Origin of the sequence: Pyrodictium delaneyi (assembly GCF_001412615.1) — an archaeon.
Taxonomy (GTDB): Archaea; Thermoproteota; Thermoprotei_A; order Sulfolobales; family Pyrodictiaceae; genus Pyrodictium; species Pyrodictium delaneyi.
This window is the reverse complement of the sequence record NZ_CP013011.1, coordinates 1,852,312-1,870,967: the sequence shown is the minus strand read 5'-3', so window position 1 is coordinate 1,870,967 and position 18,656 is coordinate 1,852,312. Positions and strand designations below refer to the sequence as shown.

The 18,656-nt window shown below is 57.8% G+C and carries 21 protein-coding genes and 2 tRNA genes; 13 read left to right on the top strand and 10 right to left on the bottom strand.

Features of this window, described 5'->3' with window-relative positions; translation table 11 throughout:
* Positions 1–14: 14 nt before the first annotated feature.
* Positions 15–437, bottom strand: a complete 423-nt coding sequence (locus Pyrde_RS09445) for a transcription elongation factor (RefSeq protein WP_231656739.1) — start codon at positions 435–437, stop codon at positions 15–17.
* 389 nt (positions 438–826) lie between these two features.
* Here Pyrde_RS09445 and Pyrde_RS09440 point away from each other — a divergent pair.
* The 3 genes from Pyrde_RS09440 (at position 827) to Pyrde_RS09430 (ending at position 2,578) form a co-directional block, all read left to right on the top strand.
* Positions 827–903 (top strand) — tRNA-Ala (locus Pyrde_RS09440).
* A 296-nt stretch (positions 904–1,199) separates the two neighbouring features.
* Complete coding sequence (locus tag Pyrde_RS09435) at positions 1,200–2,450, top strand: Cdc6/Cdc18 family protein (protein ID WP_082419686.1); 1,251 nt, start codon at positions 1,200–1,202, stop codon at positions 2,448–2,450.
* 54 nt (positions 2,451–2,504) lie between these two features.
* A tRNA-Lys gene (locus Pyrde_RS09430) sits at positions 2,505–2,578 on the top strand.
* Positions 2,579–2,641: 63 nt separating this feature from the next.
* Here the strand turns inward: Pyrde_RS09430 and Pyrde_RS09425 are convergent.
* The 4 genes from Pyrde_RS09425 to Pyrde_RS09410 form a co-directional block, all read right to left on the bottom strand.
* Entirely contained in the window at positions 2,642–3,535 is an 894-nt protein-coding gene (locus tag Pyrde_RS09425; RefSeq protein WP_055410219.1) for an MBL fold metallo-hydrolase, read from the bottom strand.
* Between the two features lie 78 nt (positions 3,536–3,613).
* Complete coding sequence (locus tag Pyrde_RS09420; protein ID WP_055410217.1) at positions 3,614–4,057, bottom strand: helical membrane plugin domain-containing protein; 444 nt, start codon at positions 4,055–4,057, stop codon at positions 3,614–3,616.
* A gap of 38 nt (positions 4,058–4,095) precedes the next feature.
* Positions 4,096–5,265 (bottom strand): NAD(P)/FAD-dependent oxidoreductase, encoded by a 1,170-nt coding sequence (locus Pyrde_RS09415; RefSeq protein ID WP_143522109.1) that lies wholly within the window; start codon positions 5,263–5,265, stop codon positions 4,096–4,098.
* Positions 5,266–5,402: 137 nt separating this feature from the next.
* Positions 5,403–6,065, bottom strand: a complete 663-nt coding sequence (locus tag Pyrde_RS09410) for an endonuclease dU (RefSeq protein WP_082419606.1) — start codon at positions 6,063–6,065, stop codon at positions 5,403–5,405.
* 328 nt (positions 6,066–6,393) lie between these two features.
* Between Pyrde_RS09410 and Pyrde_RS09405 the strand changes: the two genes are divergently transcribed.
* A complete protein-coding gene (locus Pyrde_RS09405; RefSeq protein ID WP_055410211.1) occupies positions 6,394–7,113 on the top strand; it encodes a nitroreductase family protein in 720 nt (239 codons plus the stop codon).
* 74 nt (positions 7,114–7,187) lie between these two features.
* Entirely contained in the window at positions 7,188–8,081 is an 894-nt protein-coding gene (gene modA, locus Pyrde_RS09400) for a molybdate ABC transporter substrate-binding protein (RefSeq protein WP_082419605.1), read from the top strand.
* Here the strand turns inward: modA and Pyrde_RS09395 are convergent.
* A complete protein-coding gene (locus Pyrde_RS09395) occupies positions 8,078–8,560 on the bottom strand; it encodes a hypothetical protein (protein ID WP_055410208.1) in 483 nt (160 codons plus the stop codon). The genes modA and Pyrde_RS09395 overlap by 4 nt on opposite strands.
* Positions 8,561–8,670: 110 nt before the next feature.
* Between Pyrde_RS09395 and Pyrde_RS09390 the strand changes: the two genes are divergently transcribed.
* The 4 genes from Pyrde_RS09390 (at position 8,671) to Pyrde_RS09375 (ending at position 12,314) form a co-directional block, all read left to right on the top strand.
* Positions 8,671–9,441 (top strand): ABC transporter permease, encoded by a 771-nt coding sequence (locus Pyrde_RS09390; protein WP_180385455.1) that lies wholly within the window; start codon positions 8,671–8,673, stop codon positions 9,439–9,441.
* Between the two features lie 22 nt (positions 9,442–9,463).
* Complete coding sequence (locus tag Pyrde_RS09385) at positions 9,464–10,579, top strand: ABC transporter ATP-binding protein (protein ID WP_055410204.1); 1,116 nt, start codon at positions 9,464–9,466, stop codon at positions 10,577–10,579.
* Positions 10,580–10,656: 77 nt separating this feature from the next.
* The gene (locus Pyrde_RS09380) at positions 10,657–11,265 is read left to right on the top strand and encodes a class I SAM-dependent methyltransferase (protein WP_082419604.1); all 609 of its coding nucleotides are present in this window, start codon (positions 10,657–10,659) and stop codon (positions 11,263–11,265) included.
* Positions 11,262–12,314, top strand: a complete 1,053-nt coding sequence (locus tag Pyrde_RS09375; protein WP_231656738.1) for a radical SAM protein — start codon at positions 11,262–11,264, stop codon at positions 12,312–12,314. The genes Pyrde_RS09380 and Pyrde_RS09375 overlap by 4 nt, the downstream gene beginning before the upstream one ends.
* Here the strand turns inward: Pyrde_RS09375 and Pyrde_RS09370 are convergent.
* On the bottom strand, positions 12,295–12,933 hold the full coding sequence (locus tag Pyrde_RS09370) for an O-methyltransferase (RefSeq protein WP_180385456.1): 639 nt from the start codon (positions 12,931–12,933) through the stop codon (positions 12,295–12,297). The genes Pyrde_RS09375 and Pyrde_RS09370 overlap by 20 nt on opposite strands.
* Positions 12,934–13,273: 340 nt before the next feature.
* Between Pyrde_RS09370 and Pyrde_RS09365 the strand changes: the two genes are divergently transcribed.
* Positions 13,274–14,047, top strand: a complete 774-nt coding sequence (locus Pyrde_RS09365; RefSeq protein WP_231656737.1) for a metallophosphoesterase — start codon at positions 13,274–13,276, stop codon at positions 14,045–14,047.
* Between the two features lie 118 nt (positions 14,048–14,165).
* On the opposite strand, the gene Pyrde_RS09360 is transcribed toward Pyrde_RS09365, so the two are convergent.
* Positions 14,166–14,360 carry a hypothetical protein gene (locus Pyrde_RS09360; RefSeq protein WP_055410198.1) on the bottom strand — a complete coding sequence of 65 codons (195 nt, stop codon included), beginning with the start codon at positions 14,358–14,360 and terminating at the stop codon, positions 14,166–14,168.
* A 337-nt stretch (positions 14,361–14,697) separates the two neighbouring features.
* Between Pyrde_RS09360 and Pyrde_RS09355 the strand changes: the two genes are divergently transcribed.
* Positions 14,698–16,164 (top strand): leucyl aminopeptidase family protein, encoded by a 1,467-nt coding sequence (locus Pyrde_RS09355; protein ID WP_055410196.1) that lies wholly within the window; start codon positions 14,698–14,700, stop codon positions 16,162–16,164.
* 25 nt (positions 16,165–16,189) lie between these two features.
* Here the strand turns inward: Pyrde_RS09355 and Pyrde_RS09350 are convergent, their stop codons facing one another.
* Together Pyrde_RS09350 and Pyrde_RS09345 are read right to left on the bottom strand one after the other, a co-directional pair.
* Entirely contained in the window at positions 16,190–16,618 is a 429-nt protein-coding gene (locus Pyrde_RS09350; RefSeq protein WP_055410194.1) for a type II toxin-antitoxin system VapC family toxin, read from the bottom strand.
* Entirely contained in the window at positions 16,600–16,848 is a 249-nt protein-coding gene (locus Pyrde_RS09345; RefSeq protein WP_088171853.1) for a hypothetical protein, read from the bottom strand. The genes Pyrde_RS09350 and Pyrde_RS09345 overlap by 19 nt, the downstream gene beginning before the upstream one ends.
* A gap of 137 nt (positions 16,849–16,985) precedes the next feature.
* Here Pyrde_RS09345 and Pyrde_RS09340 point away from each other — a divergent pair, with 137 nt between their 5' ends.
* Both Pyrde_RS09340 and Pyrde_RS09335 read left to right on the top strand, forming a co-directional pair.
* Positions 16,986–17,456 (top strand): NfeD family protein, encoded by a 471-nt coding sequence (locus tag Pyrde_RS09340; RefSeq protein WP_055410192.1) that lies wholly within the window; start codon positions 16,986–16,988, stop codon positions 17,454–17,456.
* A gap of 105 nt (positions 17,457–17,561) precedes the next feature.
* A complete protein-coding gene (locus Pyrde_RS09335; protein WP_231656736.1) occupies positions 17,562–18,641 on the top strand; it encodes an SPFH domain-containing protein in 1,080 nt (359 codons plus the stop codon).
* Positions 18,642–18,656: the final 15 nt, after the last annotated feature.

Genomic DNA, 18,656 nt, shown 5'->3' with positions numbered 1-18,656 from the left:
TAACAGTCAGCGGGCTAGTAGCCGGACTTTATGCGGGTCCTCTTGCCCAGCAGCTCGCTGAGAATACGCTCATATACCTCCTTGGACTTTCCGAGCCGGCGCTCGTCACGCCGCGGTATACGTACAACATACTCTATGCTCCCGTCTGGAAGCCATAGAGTGTTCACGCCGAGAATGCGGATCGGATAGAGCAGATGAGTTGCTAGGCCGCGAACATCGTTGGCCCTAGGTATGATCTTGACACGCTTACCAAGCTTATCGCGTAGCTTCTGCTCGATATCCCTTGCATACCTTGTGAACACAGGAACACTAGCGCCAACACCCAGGTCCATAACCACTATTACCATCTCGTCGTCGATAAAGTAGGCCTTGTAGTACGTAGCCTTCTTCAGTGCCTGTAGTCCCTCACCCTCCTCGAGCTCTATCAGCGCCTTCATTACCTCTACTTCGCGCTCGTCAACCGATCCACTCTCAATTAGTCCCTCACAACGAGGGCAGAGAACACCGCTTTTAACGCAGACATAGTCGAGCGGTATCTGTACCGAGACCCATCACCTCCTCGAGAGATTCCTCCTTAACCATCCCACTGCCGGTCAGCGCACTCCACGCCTTCACGGCTATAGCGAGCACGCTAGGCGAGACCTAGCCCGGGGCGAAGAAGGCTCCCGGGCCCAGAGCCACGTCCCAATAGCCTATGGCACCCAGGGTACACCTCTCCCTATATAATCCTATCCAGGAGGCGCTTCTCCAGCCCCGTCCGTAAACCTTATAAAACAACCAGGCAACAGCTCAACCGCATGGCTGAGACCCTCCAGCCTCGGAGGATGGGCCGGTAGCTCAGCCTGGAAGAGCGCTCGGTTGGCATCCGAGAGGTCCCGGGTTCAAATCCCGGCCGGTCCACCACCCCCACATCCTTCCCCGAAGCCACCTATACGTCAATCCCTGCTATCCGAAGAGATCAATGAATAGATCAATGAACCATACCTATCTTACTCGTACTCTCCAGGTTCTACGGGTGTTTCTTGGAGATCCTTAGTTACAGCCTCCGGGCGCTAGGGCTTGGTGCCATAAAGTCCCTTTAGTGAAGGAGAGTGTGCAGTATGAGTTGATTATCTTGCTAGGTGTCTGCGGCTCTTGTCCCTCGGGGCTTTAATCCGGGGGTCGTGGCTCCAGTTGAAGCATAAGTTATGGGGGTCATGGTGGAGGATATCCTAGACGAGATATTTGAGCGGGTCGTGGAGTCCCGGATATTCCGTAATCGTGACATATTGAGCCCGGACTATATCCCGGAGAAGTTGCCGCACAGGGAGAACGAGATAAGGAAGGTCGGCAGTGTCCTAGCGCAAGCGCTGAAGAATAGTAGGCCCAATAACTTGTTCATCTACGGGCTGACTGGGACCGGTAAGACTGCTGTCACCCTCTACGTGCTCCGCAGGCTAGAGGCGAAGGCTCGGCAGCTTGGCGTAGACGTGCGCTACGCCTACGTCAATACGCGTCAGAGGGATACGCCCTACAAGGTGCTTGCCGACATAGCTTCTAGCATTGGGCTCAGGGTGCCCTTCACGGGGCTCTCGACGGCCGAGGTCTACACGCGGCTAGTCCGTGCTCTATCCCGGCGTAGCGGCGTGCTCATAGTAGTACTAGACGAGGTGGACTGGCTCGTCCGGAGAAAGGGAGACGATATCCTGTACAAGCTGACCCGTATAGGCTACGAGCTGCCGGCGGGCTCGACAAAGGTGTCTATAGTCGGGATAACGAACGACGTGAAGTTCGTTGAGATGCTTGATGCACGGGTTCGGAGCAGTCTAGGCGAGGAAGAGGTTGTGTTCCCGCCCTACAACGCTGAGCAGCTCCGCGACATACTCTGGGAGAGAGCACGGGAGGCCTTCCAGCCCGGTGCAGTAGACGAGGCCGTGATATCGTACTGCGCAGCCCTCGCTGCCCGCGAGCACGGCGATGCCCGCCGCGCGCTGGACCTGCTCCGTGTGGCCGGGGAGATGGCTGAGCGCGAGAACGCGCCCCGCGTCACAGTCGAGCACGTCAAGAAGGCCTGGATGCAGCTAGAGAGGGACCGCGTCTACGAGGTAGTCTCCACACTGCCGCTTCACGCCCGGCTAGTGTTGCTGGCTGTGATAAAGGCGGCCGGCACGGGGTATACGACGACAGGCGAACTCTACACTGTCTACCGGGAGCTCGCCTCGAGGATAGGCGTGGAAAGCGTAACCCAGCGCAGGATAAGCGATATCATAAACGAGCTAGACATGCTTGGCATACTCTCAGCACGAGTCGTGAGCCGTGGCCGCTACGGGAAGACGAGGATGATAAGTCTCGCAGCAGACCCCGGGACGATAATAGAGGCCCTGGCACGGGATACGAGGCTCCGCCAGCTGCTAGAGGACGCTCCATTACCGCCGAAAAGGGAGCAACTCATAGGCTCAGCGGGGGCCTAGCCCCCTTAATCCTAATAAAGCCCCGGCAGTTGCTCTAGCTAGAGTCATCATGGAGGGCCGGTAGCTCAGCCGGGCAGAGCGGCGGGCTTTTAACCCGTTGGTCCCGGGTTCGAATCCCGGCCGGCCCGCTACATGCCTGGCCGGCGCAGGTGTCCACTATCGGGCCCCGGCCGGCCCTCCACTCTCCTCCTCTACGCGTTCGTCCTCGCCCGCCAGACCACACCCTCCTCGCCGACCACCGGCTCTACGAGGCCTTCACGCTCCAGCCATGCAAGTACCGAGGCCAGTGCAGTCCGGTTTAGGAGGAGCTGCCTCGGCGTGGGCTCGGCAGAGCCTAGCGAGACGGTAGCCAGGTATGCTAGCCTGTCCAGTGTCATGGGTTTCTCGCGTAGCTTCTTGAGCACAAAGCTCCGGACACGCTCAACTGTGGCGATGTTAGCATCCACTATGGCGACTGCGCGGCGTCCACGCGCTACCGGCCCGTGGCCCGGGACTATGGTGTAGCCCTCCTCGGCTAGCTCCCTTAACTTCTCAAGGCTCCTCGTCCACCCCTCAAGGTCGGCGGCGAAGGGTACACCGAACCTGGCTAGTACGCGCTCCCCGAGCACTGCATCGCCGGCCGCAACTACCCGTGACTCCTCGTCGACCACGCCCATGTGGCCGGGCGTATGGCCGGGTAGAGATATGCTTACGAGGCCTCCGGGCAGCTTGCTGCCCAGCTCAACCTGCTTGTCCACTCTCACCTCGGCTAGCGGCATTGCTGCCAGCTCCTCGGAGACTAGGCCACCGTACACGGCTAGGCGGCGGAGTACGCTGGACTCTACTAGGCCGCTGCAGAGCCGTGAAGCGTAGACCGGGGCGTCTAGCCCGGCTGCGGCTGCTACGTGGTCACTGTGGCCATGGGTGAGCACCACGGCTTCTAGCCTGAGGTCTAACTCCCTTAGAGCCTCGAGGACCTGGGTACCACGGTTCTCTCCGGTACCGGGGTCCACTACGACGGCTTGACCGTCATCAGCTACTATAAGTGTATTGGGGCTTCCCTGGAGGATGTAAACTCGCCCGGATACTCTACGGAGGACGTGCATTTCGGAGGCTACACCAAGTGTGGATGAAGAGAAGCTCGGGCTACCGGGGATTATAAAATACGGGTTAGGCCCGTTAGACTACTTCGTCCTAGCCGTACAGGCGCCAAGATTCTTAGCTATGGCTAGTAGTAGGCCAAGACCGCGTTGTACATCACGGTCACGCAGTGCCCCCAGCATGCCGAAGAGGCCCACAGGCTTAACGTCCGCAGGGTTAACTGCTGCCATAGATCTTAGTGTACATTCAGTTAGCTTTTCGATATTCTGCTTGACGGAGATTACCTCCTCCGGCTTGAGTCTGGTTATTCCACGAGTAGCACCGTCGGCTAGCGCGCTGACACGGTGTAAAGCGGGGTCATTAGCTATTATTGTTAGTAGTTCGCCGCTACGCTCAGCTACTACTCTTAGCAAATCGAGTATGCCGCTTTCTTTGAGGTATACCGCGACTTCTACTAGTGTTTCAAGAGCCTTCATGCCCTCTTCATCGAACTGTATAGTTTCTTCACGTGTTTCTGCCTGGGACACGGACTTCACCCCATATGTGCCTGCGTTGTGTCTTAAACCTACTTGAGTGCGGCTATCCAGGATTTGTAGAATGCTTCTTTCATAAGCCTTATGATAGGCGATGTCGATACTGTGTAGCAGACAAACTTTCTGCGGCCAGTAGACTCATCGTAGCCTATTTCGCAAGTGCCGGCGAACCCTGAAGTTCCAAAGTACCCTACACACGTCATGGTCTTCACGTAGCCTGCTACCGGGTAGCCGCCAGTAACCTCGCTGATTATCTGCTCTGCAGCGTACTCTGCAGCAAAGTGTACCGGTATACCTGCTGTCGGTAGACCCACTGCTGGCATTGAATGTTCACCAACCATGAACACATCGTCATAACTCGGATGTCGGAAGTCTTTACCCCGGGCAGGAGCCCAGCGCGGGTCACCCTTGAGCTGGAAGCCTTCGCTGTCTGCAAGCACATCTGGGAGCCGGCTAGGCGGTATCTTAATCAACAGGTCGTACTTCTCTTCAACATTGCCAGCTCTCACTAGCTGCCTCTGTCCATCTACCTCCTGCAAACCATTATGCTGTATCATCTCTATGCCGAGTTCGTCCATTTTCTCCTTCCAGACCCTCGAGATATCGGGACCTAGAGGGGCTAGGGGTTTTGCATCCTTAGTCATAAGTACTATCTCGGCATTTATTCCACGGTTCTTCATTGTCTCGGCGAGCTGTGTAGCAGCCTCATAGGGATACATACCGCAACGGTGGGGAGTCTCCGGAACTAGTATCACTATACGTCCACCACGGAAACGGGCTAGCTCCTTTGCCATCTCTACTGCGCCTTCTAGCGTATAGTTATGTACGCCATTCTCTGCTAGACCAGGATAAGCTTTCCACCCGTATTTTACTCCAAGGCTTACGACAAGGTAGTCATAGCTATACTTGTTGCCTTTCTCTGTTTCGACTACACGGTTTGCGGCATCTATCCTCACGGCCTTCTCTACTACGACGCGGGGGCCGAACTTTCGGCCTATGTTCTCTACGGGGGCGCGTGTCTCTTCAGGAGTAGCTGTGTTGAAAGCTACATCGGCAAAGAGTGGTTGAAACTCATGCCATGGGCTATCAGTGAGCATTGTAACTTCTATGTCTAGTTTTTGCTTCCTCGCAGTCTCGGCGAGCTTACGGGCGGCCATATAGCCGCCTGTTCCACCACCAAGCACAAGTATCTTTTTAGTCAAAATATTCACCACAAAACACACGCTATTCAGATTGATCTAGCTTTCATAACTATAGAAGATACAGAGTTTTGATAATATTACTTATTGCGTCTACAACATAGCAATGTATGAAGTGCTAGGGGAAAATTTACGGTACACTAATTATCCTTAAAAGGGCCGAGAACGCGTGACAACATAGAAGCTGTACGGTGAGCTGTAAACAGAGGCTCTGGATGCCTTGTAAAAAGCTGGAGACTACATACAAGACTCCATGCGTAAGCGTAATCAGCACCATAGACTGCTACGAGTAAGCTTCCCCGCCGACACCTAACATGTTTAAGCCTATTCCATACCTCTTCGATTACACCCAGCCTCTTCTTCCAGTCAGAAAAATGTAGTTGCAATGCCTTCTCCACGGCTTTGCGGCGTGGCGGATACCAGTAGACAACGATAACCGGCAGCCCTAGACGACGATGTAGCTCAATCGGGTCTAGGATGTTAAATCCTGCAAATACAACCGTATCGGTTAGTAGAGCCTCAATTTCAAGCTTCTCGGATAAGGCCCGGCGGACAAGCCTTTCAGCTACATCAGTAGCATCAAGCCCATCCACAGTCACAGTGTCGAGTAACAGCCTGCAAGGGCATAACCTGCCTCCGTGCCAACAATGTATCGCAAGAGCCATCAGTGTACGACTCCAGTCTCTCTCAAAATATCCATCATCTATTCCCGCTACACAGTGAGGTATAACAGATCCAGTACCACTAACACGGTTATGCATAACCTCGAGGTTCTCTGTTCCCGGCTTGGTGTATCTCGGCACCTATGTTACCCCGTACCATTGTTCTCGGTAGTTCCCGGGTATGATATCATAGCCGTAAAATGAGTAAAAACCGCGTCTTCAAGGCTTCGGACTGTAACATCCATCAAATTAGGGCCCGGAGGCTCCTTGCTTTATTATGTAAACGACGGAATACTGGATCTGTGTTAGTTATTCTATGTCCTCTGCTAGATTTGCTAGATTGTTGTCTGGCTAGAAACCATCCGGGGCCATGATGCCGTGTTGACGTAGCTTGCTATACTAGCGGCCCGTGCTCTTCATAAGCTAGCCCATCTACCATACCTAGCAAAGGATTGGAGAGCTGAGAGCCATGACGTGCAAGTCGTGTCTAGATATAGTTGAGAGGCATGCTAGTGTCCGCAGCTTCCGCCCCGACCCTGTAGACCCCAAGGACCTGGAGAAGATACTGGAGGCTGCGCGCCGTGCACCAACCTCGTGGAACCTCCAGCCGCTAACTGTGACTGTTGTCACTGATCCCATGCTCCGTGAACGGCTCGCGGAGGCTGTCGGCGGGCAGAAGCACGTAGCCGAGGCACCGGTATTCCTCGTGTTCAGCATCGACTACCACAAGGTGCTAGAAGCAGCCCGTGCTGCTGGCGTGGAGCCAGCGGAGCCGGGGCTAGGCCATCTCGTGATAGGCGCACTCGATGCAGGGATAGCCTCTGGCTGGGCCGCCCTAGCTGCGGAGGAGCTAGGCTATGGAATAGTCTTCATAGCGCTCTACTCCAACCCGTGCCGCATCGCCGACATCCTGGAGCTTCCCCGGCACGTACTACCGATAGTCGGGCTATGCGTCGGCAAGCCGGCGGAGACTCCGGAGCCACGGCCCCGGCACCCCATGGAGGTGTTTGCGGCCGAGAACAGGTATCCGTCCTCCGAGGGCCTCACCGGGAAGGTAGCGAGCGTCTATGGACAGAAAGCGGGCAAGCTCTACAGCTACGTGCTAGCCCGCGGCGGCTACTATGAACGCGTGGGCGAGGCCCTACTCCAGTGCATGAAGGAGCGGGGCTACAAACCACCAGTCAAGTAAACATGAGCCTTTTTACATAAACTAATAACGCTTATTAACAGACTCCATGCGGGGGACAACCTGGTGGAGTTTACGTGAGTCGGTTGTTTCTCCTTGCCGGCCTAGTAATCCTCGCAGCTCTAGCCGGGCTCGCAGTCCTACACCTCCACAAGACGAGCAAAGCTCAGACAAGCAGCGTAGAGCTGACAGTCTACCTATGCGCTGCGGCGAAGAAGCCCTGGCAAGAGCTTGTCACGGAGTTCGAGCGCGAGACCGGGATAAAGGTGAATGCAATCTATGGATCCTCTGGCAAGCTCTACTCGACGATAGAGATGACGCACCGCGGCGACGTGTTTGCCCCGGCGTCGCCGCAGTACATGGCTAAGGCGCTGGTAGAGGGTCTCGTCTACCCAGATACTGTGCGGCAGGTGGCCTACCTTCTACCGGAGATAATAGTCCCCAAGGGCAACCCGGCGGGCATAGAGAAGCTAGAGGACCTTCTAAAACCGGGTGTACGCCTAGCCATAGGCGACCCCGAGCACGTAGTCATAGGCCAGTACGCAGTAGAGCTGTTTAAGCACAATGGTATGTGGCCCGAAGTACAAGAGAACATTGTGACCTACGCCGAGAATTTCGCCAAGCTTGCAACCCTTGTAGCTACGGGAGCTGTGGATGCTATTATAGGCTGGCATGTCACCTATTACTGGTACCCTGACCGCACAGAGATAGTCTGGCTCAAGCCTGGCCAGATCCCTGAGGCGAGCTACATACCGATAGCAGTGTTGAAGACCAGCAAGAACCCCGAGGCAGCGAAGAAGTTCATAGAGTTCGTCACGGAGTCCGAGTATGCCCGGCAAGTGTGGAGCCGCTACCATTACTTGACGAGCCCGGAGGAGGTACAGGAAAAGGCGCCGGGCGCCAAGATACCCAGCATCCAGGAGATAGCCGAGAGGCTAGCCGGGGAATCCGCTAGCACCTCCAAGAGTTAGCTCCTACTGTCATCCGTGGTAGGCTGTAGGCTGCTTAGCGCCTCGAGAACGTGCTCTATTTTCTTCCGTGGATATGCCTCGATGCTACCATCCCGCCGGAGAACTATGACTACTGGCTCTACTAGCCTGGAGTCCTTCATGCAGTCTCGGAGCAACCCTCTTAGGAGTATATATAGCTCGGGCCGGCCCCAGCGCAGCCTCACATCATGGGTATCAGCCTTCTCTATAACCCTGGCTATTAGCTCGTCGAGGCTGGTTCCCTCTCCCGCCTCAAGTATCATGCCCGTAGCTAGCGTGTAGGCTACCAGTGTCTCCCATGCAGCTTCTACGTTGGCTACTGCGCGGCGGTATGTCGCGGCGGCGTCCTGCCTGGTAGTACCTAGTCGCCGCGCGATCTCGGAGAAGCCGAGCCCCTGGCCCTCGTGGAGCGCTACTACGGTGAGCTGCTTGTCTGTTAGGAGCCCGAAGCGCCTAGCCACGCCTCTAACCCCCAGGTCATGTAAAGTACTTCTTGTTTACGCATACTTTAAATCTCATGCAGTACTGGTAAGTATGCCAGCTTTACATGGACGGCCCGGGGACAAGCGTTATGGACAAGGATGGCCTGGTACTACACATTCCCGCGGTAGCCTTAATTCTAGTGTTTGCCGCAGTCTTGGCCTCTATATTCGCCTGGAGCAGCCTTAAGGGCGTTGCACGCGCTCTAACATCGTATGAGACGCTCTTCGCTATAGGCCTAAGCCTCGCCACAGCTCTCGCAGCAGCAGGGCTTGCCTTAGCCCTAGGGATACCAGTCGCCTACGCCATGGCCCGGGGCCTGCTCCCCGGCGGCCGGGCCGCAGAGACTTTGCTCCTCATACCCTTCGGAATGCCGCCTGTGGCTGTGGGTGCTGCGCTTCTCATATTCTTCACTAACACGCCGCCCGGCAGCCTCCTCGACGAGTTACTACGCGTAGTCTTCACGCCTAGAGGCCTAGTTGTGGCACAGTTCTTCGTAGTTTACCCTATGGCGCTGCGTGTCCTCAAGACAAGCTTTGCCTCGGTAGACCCCCGGTACGAGGCAGTGGCCAGGACTCTCGGCTACACTAGGCTCCAGACGCTGCTCCGCGTAACCCTGCCCATGGCGCGTCGCGGTCTACTCTCGGCCTTCCTACTCGCCTTCATACGCGCGCTAGGAGAGTTCGGCGCCTCGGTAACCCTGGCGGGTGCCATCCGATTCAAGACCGAGACCCTGCCCATAGCAATCTACCTCTCCATAAGCGGCGGCGACCTAAACCTAGCAGTGGCGCTCATGACTGTCTCGATCCTGGTTGCAGGGGTCTCGGTGGCCGCGCTACTAGCACTCGAGAAGAGGGAGTAGCAAGGGAAGAGGGGCACGCGTCTTGGGGTCAGCACTCCGCGTTGAAGACCTCTGGGTGGAGCGCGGCGGTAGGACGGTGCTCCAGGGCATAAGTTTGAGCGCCGAGAAGGCTTCAGTCCTAGTAGTCCTAGGGCCGAACGGTGCGGGCAAGACAACACTACTAAACACAATAGCAGGCCTCGTAGAGCCGCGCCGCGGCCTAATAGAGATCATGGGCGAGACCGTCTACGCTAGTGGCCCGCCACGCGTGAATGTACCGCCAGAGCGGCGTGGCGTAGCACTTGTGCCACAAGAATACGCGCTCTTCCCCCACATGACGGTCTACGAGAACATAGCCTTCGGGCTCCGCGCCAGGAAGCTCCCCGAGGAGGAGATAAGGGCACGCGTCCGCGAGATAGCAGAGCTCCTCGGCCTCGCAGGGCTGCTGGATAGAAGGCCGGGCCAGCTCAGCGGCGGCCAGCGGCAGCGCGTAGCCCTAGCCCGGGCCCTAGTAGTGGAGCCCAGGCTCCTCCTTATGGACGAGCCGTTCAGCGCCATGGATGCTCCTAGCCGGGAGCGGCTCCGCAGCGAGCTACGAGGCATACTCCGGCAGCTCCGCGTCGCAACAGTGATGGTGACCCACAGCTTCGCGGACGCTTGGAGCCTCGGGGACCGGATAACAATACTTAGGGATGGCCGACTAGTAGCGGACGCACCGCCCTACGAGCTGGCAGGTAAGCCTCTACGCTATGGTGCGGCAGAGTTCCTAGGCTATACAGTCCTAGAAGCAAGAATACTTAGCGTCAACAACAGCCAGGTAGTCCTGGAGGCAGAGGGTCTAGGCAGACTAGAAGCCAGGATCGATACTGCTGGTAGGCGATTGAAGCCTGGAGCCCGTGTACGAATAGCCATTAGGCCTGACGACATAGTAGTGTTGAAGAAACCCGTGGTAGGCATAAACGTTTACCCTGCTCGGATAGATGAGGTACTAGTTACCCGCTACGGTGTCCGACTATACCTAGAAATAGGTACCATAAGACTCCTAGCAGAACAAGCCAGAGGCCCCCTTATAGCAGTGCTTGGAGCGTTTCCCAAGCCAGGAGACGAGGTCTACATACACCTGCCGCCCAAGCTAATAGACCTAGCGCCAGCTGACTAGACTTGGGAACACGGCTAGCCCGCTCTTCGCGTATATAGGGCTAGCTGAGGGTCCTTGCAGCCTGGTGTGAAAGGATCTTGGGCAAGGTTGCGCCATGGATACCGACTCCTATTAGCGTAGTGTATACAGCGCTTGAAGCAGCGTGGGCCGGGCCTTGCGACACAGTCTACGACTTAGGCTCTGGCGACGGCAGAGCAGTGGTTATAGCTGCCAGGGATTTTTGCGTAAAGAAAGCTATAGGCGTTGAGCTTGACCCCGTACTCGTAGAGGTTTCTAAGGCTAAGGCGCGGATGGATGGCGTCGCTGACCGGGTCGAGATAATAGAGGGTGACTTCTTCAAGGTTAGTCTCCGCGATGCTACGCTCGTCTACATCTATCTCTATAGGAGCATAAATGAAGCGTTGCGGCCGAAGCTAGAGGAGGAGTTGCAGCCAGGTGCCCGCGTGGTCACGATAGATTTCCCGGTGCCGGGCTGGACACCGCTTTACACCCGGAGGCTCCGCGACGAGAGCGATATACTCCGCACAGTACATGTCTATGTGATCGGTGTCAGCGACCAGCGATGGACACGTTGCGGCGAGAAGCTCCCCGGGGATGCCCGGCACCTGCTAGAAGCGCTGGCTAGATGCAGCCGGGAGCCACCACCAGGCTGTAGGCCCCGGCGCGGAGGGAGTGTAGAAGGTTGAGGCTTGAACAGAGGCTCGGGCTCCGCCGGCTAGCCGAGTGGGGCAGCCGCCAAGTCTACATGGTGGAGAAACCGCTTCCGCTCATGGGGGTTATACAATTCGGCGTCATCGACCGTGGAACCAACGTACTACAGGTGAGGCCCACCACTATCTGTCCTCTGAGCTGCGTCTTCTGCAGCGTCGACGCGGGGCCCGGAAGTCGGGCCCGCCGAGCAGAGTACATTGTTGACCCTAGGTGGCTTGCTGAGTGGGTCGAGGAAGTTGCTCGAGAGAAGGGCGTTGCTGTAGAGGCCCTCATTGATGGTGTCGGAGATCCGTTCGCTTACCCGTGGCTCCCCACGCTAGTCCGACTCCTCAAGGAGACTGGAGTCGTAGCAAGTGTTGCAGCTGAGACTCACGGCGAGACCCTCACTAGAGAACTTGTAGACAGGCTGGAGGAGGCGGGGCTCGACCGGGTAAACCTCAGCATAGAGACCCTAAACCCCGAGAAGGCACGGCGGCTCGCCGGGACACTGTGGTACGACGTGGAGCGGGTAAGGAGGCTCGCAGAGTACATCGCTCGGGAGACAAGCATAGACCTTCATGTCACTCCGGTCTGGCTCCCTGGTGTCAACGATGAAGACATCGTGGAGATAATTGAGTGGGCCTACCGGATAGGTGCGGGGAAGCGTTGGCCCCCGGTCACTGTACAGAAGTACATAGCGCACCGCCACGGCCGCCGGCCGCCAGGCGTGAGGGAGCCCAGCTGGGACGAGTACTGGGAGTGGATACGCGAGCTAGAGAAGAGGACTGGCAAGAGGCTCACCTGGAGCATGGAGGAATGGGGTATGCGCTACGCGCCCCGCGTCAGGCATCCGCTCCGCCGGGGCCAGGTAGCTAAACTCCAGGTAGTTGGCCCGGGCTGGCTCCGTGGCGAACTGCTGGCCGCCACCCTGGATATGCGCCGCCTAGTGACGCTTGTCGGGGCTCGTGGCCTCAAGCCCGGCGAGCTCGTGCTTGCTCGTATCATCCGTGACCGAGACGGGATATTCATAGCCCGGCCTCTCTAGCCCCACCGCCCATCTTCACTGCCACTAACAACCCGAGCCGTGTAGGTACTATCGTTGTCTTCCATGGCCAGCGTCGGGCCGTCTTTAGGAACATCTCGGAGGGTTTTGGGTAGAATGCATTGTGGAACACAGCTACTCCACCGTAGCGGAGCTTATCCTCGAGTGTGCGGAGCACCAGAGGGTAAAGCCCCTTCTCCACATCGACGAAGGCCATGTCTATGCTTTCGTCTGGCAAGTCCATAAGGTATTTCAATGCATCTGCGTGCACTGCTTCCAGCTCGATACTGCGGAGCCCGGCCTCACTTAGTACCATGCGTAGCCGATGATATCTAGACTCTTCCCGCTCTACAGCAACGACCCGGCAACGACCAATGCAGGCCTCCTCTATGCCCCGGGCTATCCAAAGCGTGGAGTAGCCTATACCAGCACCCAGGTCTAGTGCTACTATTTCCCGTTCACGGCTACTATGCAGTGCTGTGTAGAGGTAACTGAGCGCGTAGAGAGCCGACCCATCTTCCCTCATAACTGGCTTCAATCCGATACGTGTTGATTCATCCTCGACTCTGTCTAGCAGATGGAGGAACTTCTCGTCTGAGCCGCCGCTAGGGGGGATAATCACAGCAGCCTCTACCCTCCTATAAGAGTTCAAAGCTGGGGGAATAGGGGCTGAGCCGGAAGTGATATATTGGCCCTGTAGGCCATCTGTGCCCAGACTCAGACACAATATGGTTGGGTTTAAGAACGTTATAGCACCTAAGCCCGCTAGTGAGAAGGCCGGCCCCATCCACGGTTATGTACTAACCGGGGCCGCGGGTCTCGCCCCCGCTCCGCCATGAGGAGCCACGCGGGCCGTAGAGGCCCCTGGCTATGAGTGGCGGGTTCCCCCGCGGCCCACACCACTGCGCAGCCTTATAGAGGGCCCTGGCGCTCCTCTGCTTGAACCCGGGTTCAACAGGGCCTTGATCGAGCTAGCGCCGGGTATCGAGACGGTAGCAGATCTGCCAGCGGTCTACATCCGGAGGCTACGCGCCCTAGTGCTTGCCGACACGCACCTAGGCTTCGAGGAGGAGGCGGCTCAGCAGGGCTACTATGTGCCCCGGATACAGCTGCTACGCACCCTGGAGGTGCTGCGCCAGGGCCTAGAGCTAACCGGCGCTGAGTGGGTGATATTCGCCGGTGACGTGAAGCACAGCTTCTCTAGGCTCCTACGGAGTGAACGCGAAGAACTCTCTCGGGTCTTCCAGTACCTCGTAAAGGAGAAGGGTGTACGTGTGACCATAGTACGGGGGAATCACGACAACTACCTTCCAATAGTAGCCAAGGACTACGGCGTAGAGATAGTCCAGGAGCTCTACGCGGAGGGCATACTCGTGATACATGGGCACAAGAAGCCACAAGGAGACTACCCCGGCAAGGTGGAAGTAGTAGTCATGGGCCACGAGCACCCAAGTCTAAGGCTACGAGACAAGCTAGGCTACGTGGCCAAGCTCCCCGCCTTCCTAGTCGCGCCCTATCCAGTCCTAGACGCTCGCCTCGTGGTGCTCCCGGCGGTAGGCCAGTACCAGACAGGGACCACGGTCTCTCTGAGCCCCGATACCTACCTCTCCCCGATACTACGCGAAGAGATCCCCCTAGGCGAGATCAAGCCCTACGTACTAGCAGAGGAGCTGGGTGTGCTTGAGTTCCCCGAACTAGCCCTACTGGAGGATCTCTTAGACCAGGTAGAGATGTAAATAGTCGGGTAGACCAGCGTCATCGAACAAGTAGTTACTATAAGCTATGCAAAACTTAGAGACTCTCTAGCTTGCCGTACCCTATTCCCTTCGGCTCTTTGGAGCCTCGGCGGGGAGCCTACTTTGCAGTTGCAGCCGCATGTAACGCGACTACAAGCATAACGCTAAGCAGTAGCAGGATAACACCAGCAAACGTCTCGAAACCGCGTAGTAGGTCATCAGCTTCCCTACTGCACCTCTTAAGGAGCTTCAAGCTACCATAGAGCACGAGGGCTAAGGCTGCAAGCAGTCCGGATATGAGGGGTATTGACACTCTGCCACCCCATTGGGATGGCGGGAGGCTGGCGCGTTGCCCAGGCCTCTGCCGGGTGGCTGTATTGCAGGCTCTGTAACGTATTGTAAGGCTTATCCTTCATTTGTTGATTTCTAAATACTTGTGAAGATGCGTCTCCCGGAAATTTGGATGCTGTGCCGACTTGGACTGGGTAGCACTGTGTACTCGTTTCCTGTGGAGCCTGCACAGCACATCGAGGAATTATGTCGTGGTGGTTTTTGGGCTCCCTACTATGCTGTAGTGGCTCTGCAGGAGGTGGCGCGCCAATATTATCCCCAGGAGCCCGAGGGCCGAGGCTTCCGGAGGCTTCCGTGTTATGCGCGGCTCTATAGTTGTGGGTAATGCCCGGGAAAGCGTGGATGCAGTTGCCTACATTGCTGGCCGCGAGAAGCTGGACTGGCTCCGCAGTATTGACCCGCTTGTGGATCACGTGGTAGGGCTCGGCGACTTCCGGGCCGAGCTCGAGGAGACGGTGCTCCTCTACCGGAGAGACGGTGTGCCCCGCGTCATACTCTCGGGAGCTGGCGGCGAGGACGAGTGGATTGGGCATGTTGAGAGGCTTCGCGTAGCGGTAGCGGCGGCAGTCCGGCGGGCACGCCGCCTTAAGAGCGTCAAGAGGCTGGGCATAGTTGTCGAGGAGAGTCTTGTGGAGAAAGCTGCGGGCGAGGGCGCTGGGAAGGCCTGGGCGATCGAGCAGGCCCTAGTCGCGGCGGACATGGCTAACTATGCCTACAGCCTCCATGGTCGGGGCGAGAAGCCTCACGTCCTGGCTGAGGTACGGCTAGAGCCCGGTGACGACGAAGTATTAGAGGCAGCGAGGGCAGTTGCGGAGGGCGTAAGGCTGGCCAGGGATGTGGCGAACGCGCCGGCTAACATCATGAACCCTGAGGGCTTAGAGCAGGCAGCTAGGGAGCTAGCCTCTAGACTCGGCCTCGGGATAAGGGTTCTCCACTGCGAGGAGCTAGAGAGCCTAGGCATGGGTGGGATACTAGCTGTTGGCGGCGGCAGCGACGTGGAGCCCCGGCTCATAATCTTGGAGTACCATGGTGGCGGCAAGAGGGTGGCAGTAGTCGGCAAGGCAGTTGCCTTTGACGCGGGAGGCCTTGACCTAAAGCCCCCGCAGGCGATGCTCGAGATGAAGTACGATAAGAGCGGCGGCGCAGCAGCCCTGGGCATAGTAGCGGCTGCTGCTAGGCTCCGGCTCCCAGTAGACCTAGTAGCGCTGATCCCGGCAGTCGAGAACATGCCAAGCGGCCGCAGCTACAAGCCCCTAGACGTGATAAAGATGTACAACGGCGTCACAGTAGAGATAGGCAACACTGACGCCGAGGGCAGGCTAATAATGGCCGACGCCCTGGCCTACGCCGCAGAGCGCTACAAGCCAGACATAATGCTAGACCTCGCCACCCTCACTGGCGCAGCAGTAGTAGCCCTAGGCAACCACGCGGCCGCGCTCATGTCAAACAATGAGGAACTGGCGAGCAAGCTCGAGAAGGCAGCGTGGCGCGCCGGCGAACCAGCCTGGAGGCTGCCCACGTGGCCTGTCTACGAGAAGCAACTCGAGAGCAAGACCGCGGACACCAACAACGTGGGAGGCCGCTGGGCCGGCGTTATCACGGCCGCGAAGTTCCTCGAGAAGTTCGTAGACGGACGGCCCTGGGCACACCTAGACATAGCCGGCGTGGCATGGGTGCAGGAGAAGGGCCCCTGGAAGCCATACTACCCAAGCGGTGCAACTGGCTGGGGCGTACGCACTGTGATAGAACTACTACGCAGCCTCTAGGCCTTCTCACCCTCTTGCCTCTGCGTTAGACCTGGAACTCTGAAACGTGTTTTACAACCCCGAGATCCCTCGTCTTCCGGATAAGCTTCTCGTCAGCCGTATAGAGGGTGGCGCCGAGCAGCTCAGCGAGAGCTACGTAGGAGGCATCATATATGGTGACGCCTTTCCTCATAGCCACCTCGACAGCTCGAAGGGCTAGCTCGCCTTCTAGCCGAAATAGTGCCAGCTGGAAGTCGTCCAGAACCCTGGCAACCTCTTTGAGCTCATCTTCACCGAAGGCGCCCGAGTATCGGAGCGCGTTAAGAACCTCAAAGGGAAGCAGCTCCGGGGCAGCAAGGTCAATGAGCCCCTCTACGTAGGCGTCTCGTAGCAGCCTAGCCTCACTGCTATACTCCTCGACAATGAACCACTTGACGACTACGGAGGCGTCTACTACTACCTGGCCTCCCTCCATCTACGGATCGCCTCTACGCTGCTCCACCCCTCTACCCGGCGCGAAAGCTCCTCAGACTTCAATGCGGCACGCCGTATCCTCTCCGGGTCTCTTCTGCGGAGCCTAGCCTCCTCGCGCACTATAGTCTCGTAAATAGCTCTACGCACTACTTCGCTCCAGTTGATGTGCTTTAGCTTATCCATCTTCTCCTTGAGCTTCTTGTCTATACGGAAGCTGACAACTACGCTCAAGGCGGCGCCCCAGCACTACGTGGTAGTACAGTTCCGTAATATCTGTACTACGTCGGCTCTAGCAGGGACCCCAGTGACCCGCCCTGATATAGCACCCTGGCGTGAGGCTAGAAGGGCTACACGGGTGCAGCCCGGTAGTGGACGCGTACACTCTAGCTGTCATCCTCATACTCGTAGGCGTGGCTCTAGACCTCGCAGAGATACTGATCCCCGGGTTCTTCCTAGCAGTCCCAGGCACAGCCGCCATAATCTACGGTGTGCTCCTCGCGGTGTTCCCCGGGGTGGTCGAGGAGCCCTGGGGCCCCTGGGTGCTAGCAGGGCTCGCAGCACCGCTGACACTTGCTACGGTTGCCGTGTATAAGCGGCTCTCGCCGCCCCAGAAGCCGGTAACAGCGAGCTATGAGGGCCTAGTAGGGCTCACTGGCGTTGTCGTGGAGACCGTTACGGGGGATGAGCCGCGGGGCCGGGTGCGTGTCGCAGGCGACGAGTGGCCCGCAGTAAGCGCGTCGGGCGAGGAGATCCCGCCTGGCACGCGTGTGAGAGTCGTCGGCGTCGAGGGTGTGCACCTCATAGTGGAGCCGCTACATGACATGGAGGATAAGCAATAAGGTCTGCAGCAAGCTAGCCTCTACCCGGTACTAGCGTGGGGTGGATTCTCCCTGGCGCAGCCTCTGCTAGCCCTGGCAGCCCTAGTCCTCGGCACAGCCCTCTCAGTGCTGGTCGCGGCAGGAGTCCGTGTCATACGGCCCTGGGAGGTAGGCATCTACATCAGGCTCGGCAGGTTCATGGGTGTTCTCCGGCCGGGGCTGCACTGGGTCCCGCCCTTCATCAGCAGCGTCTACCGGATAGACCTGCGCACACAAGTCGTGGACATCCCGAAGCAGGAGGTTATAACCCGGGACAACTCCCCGGTAGTCGTCGACGCTATCGTCTACTTCCGGGTGGTCGATCCCAAGAAGGCGTTCTTCGAGGTTGAGGACTACCGTATGGCCGTGGTGGCGCTAGCCCAGACGACGCTCCGAAGCGTCATAGGCGACATGGAGCTCGACGAGATACTCTACAACCGCGCAGCGATAAACGCCCGGCTTCGTCGAATACTAGACGAGGCCACAGACAAGTGGGGCGTCCGCGTAGAGAGCGTCGAGATACGAGAGGTAGAGCCCAGCCCTACCGTCAAGAAGGCCATGGAGGAGCAGACAGCCGCCGAGAGGGAGCGGCGCGCAGCGATACTACGCGCCGACGGAGAGAGGAGAGCAGCAATACTCCAAGCCGAGGGCGAGAAACAGGCAATGATACTGCGCGCGGAGGGCGAAAGAGCCAGCAGAGTGCTACGCGCCGAGGGCGAGCGTATGGCCCTCATCCTACGGGCTCTCGGCGAGGCCCAGAGACTAAGGATACTCGCAGCAGCCTCCGCCGCAATGACCCCACAAGCGCTCAGCATACTCGCAATGGAGACGCTCCAGGAGCTAGGCAGGGGGCAGGCCGCCAAGATAGTCGTACCATACGAGGTCACAAGGCTCCTAGAGACGCTCAGCAGCCACCTAGCCGGTGCAGCCGAGAAGCCACAGCCAGGCCGAGCAGACGTCGAGGTCCTGCAGGAGGCACTCCAGCGGCTAGAACAGCTACTAGGCCCACTACCCAAGAGCGAGGACCTAATGAGCGAGGTAAAACGCCTACAAGAGGAGGCAGAGCAGCTACGTCGCCAAAACCCCGAAAAGCTAGAAGAATTACTCAAGCCGCCCAAAGAGCTAGCAGAAGAACCAGCCAAGAACCAGGCAAAACAGAAGGGATAGCCCTTCACGCAGCCA

Excerpts from the sequence above, each read along its gene's own strand:
- Pyrde_RS09355 (WP_055410196.1), top strand. The coding sequence starts at position 14,698 with ATGCGCGGCTCTATAGTTGTGGGTAATGCCCGGGAAAGCGTGGATGCA.
- Pyrde_RS09390 (WP_180385455.1), top strand. The coding sequence starts at position 8,671 with ATGGACAAGGATGGCCTGGTACTACACATTCCCGCGGTAGCCTTAATT.
- Pyrde_RS09445 (WP_231656739.1), bottom strand. The coding sequence starts at position 437 with ATGAAGGCGCTGATAGAGCTCGAGGAGGGTGAGGGACTACAGGCACTG.
- Pyrde_RS09405 (WP_055410211.1), top strand. The coding sequence starts at position 6,394 with ATGACGTGCAAGTCGTGTCTAGATATAGTTGAGAGGCATGCTAGTGTC.
- Pyrde_RS09350 (WP_055410194.1), bottom strand. The coding sequence starts at position 16,618 with ATGGAGGGAGGCCAGGTAGTAGTAGACGCCTCCGTAGTCGTCAAGTGG.
- Pyrde_RS09425 (WP_055410219.1), bottom strand. The coding sequence starts at position 3,535 with ATGCACGTCCTCCGTAGAGTATCCGGGCGAGTTTACATCCTCCAGGGA.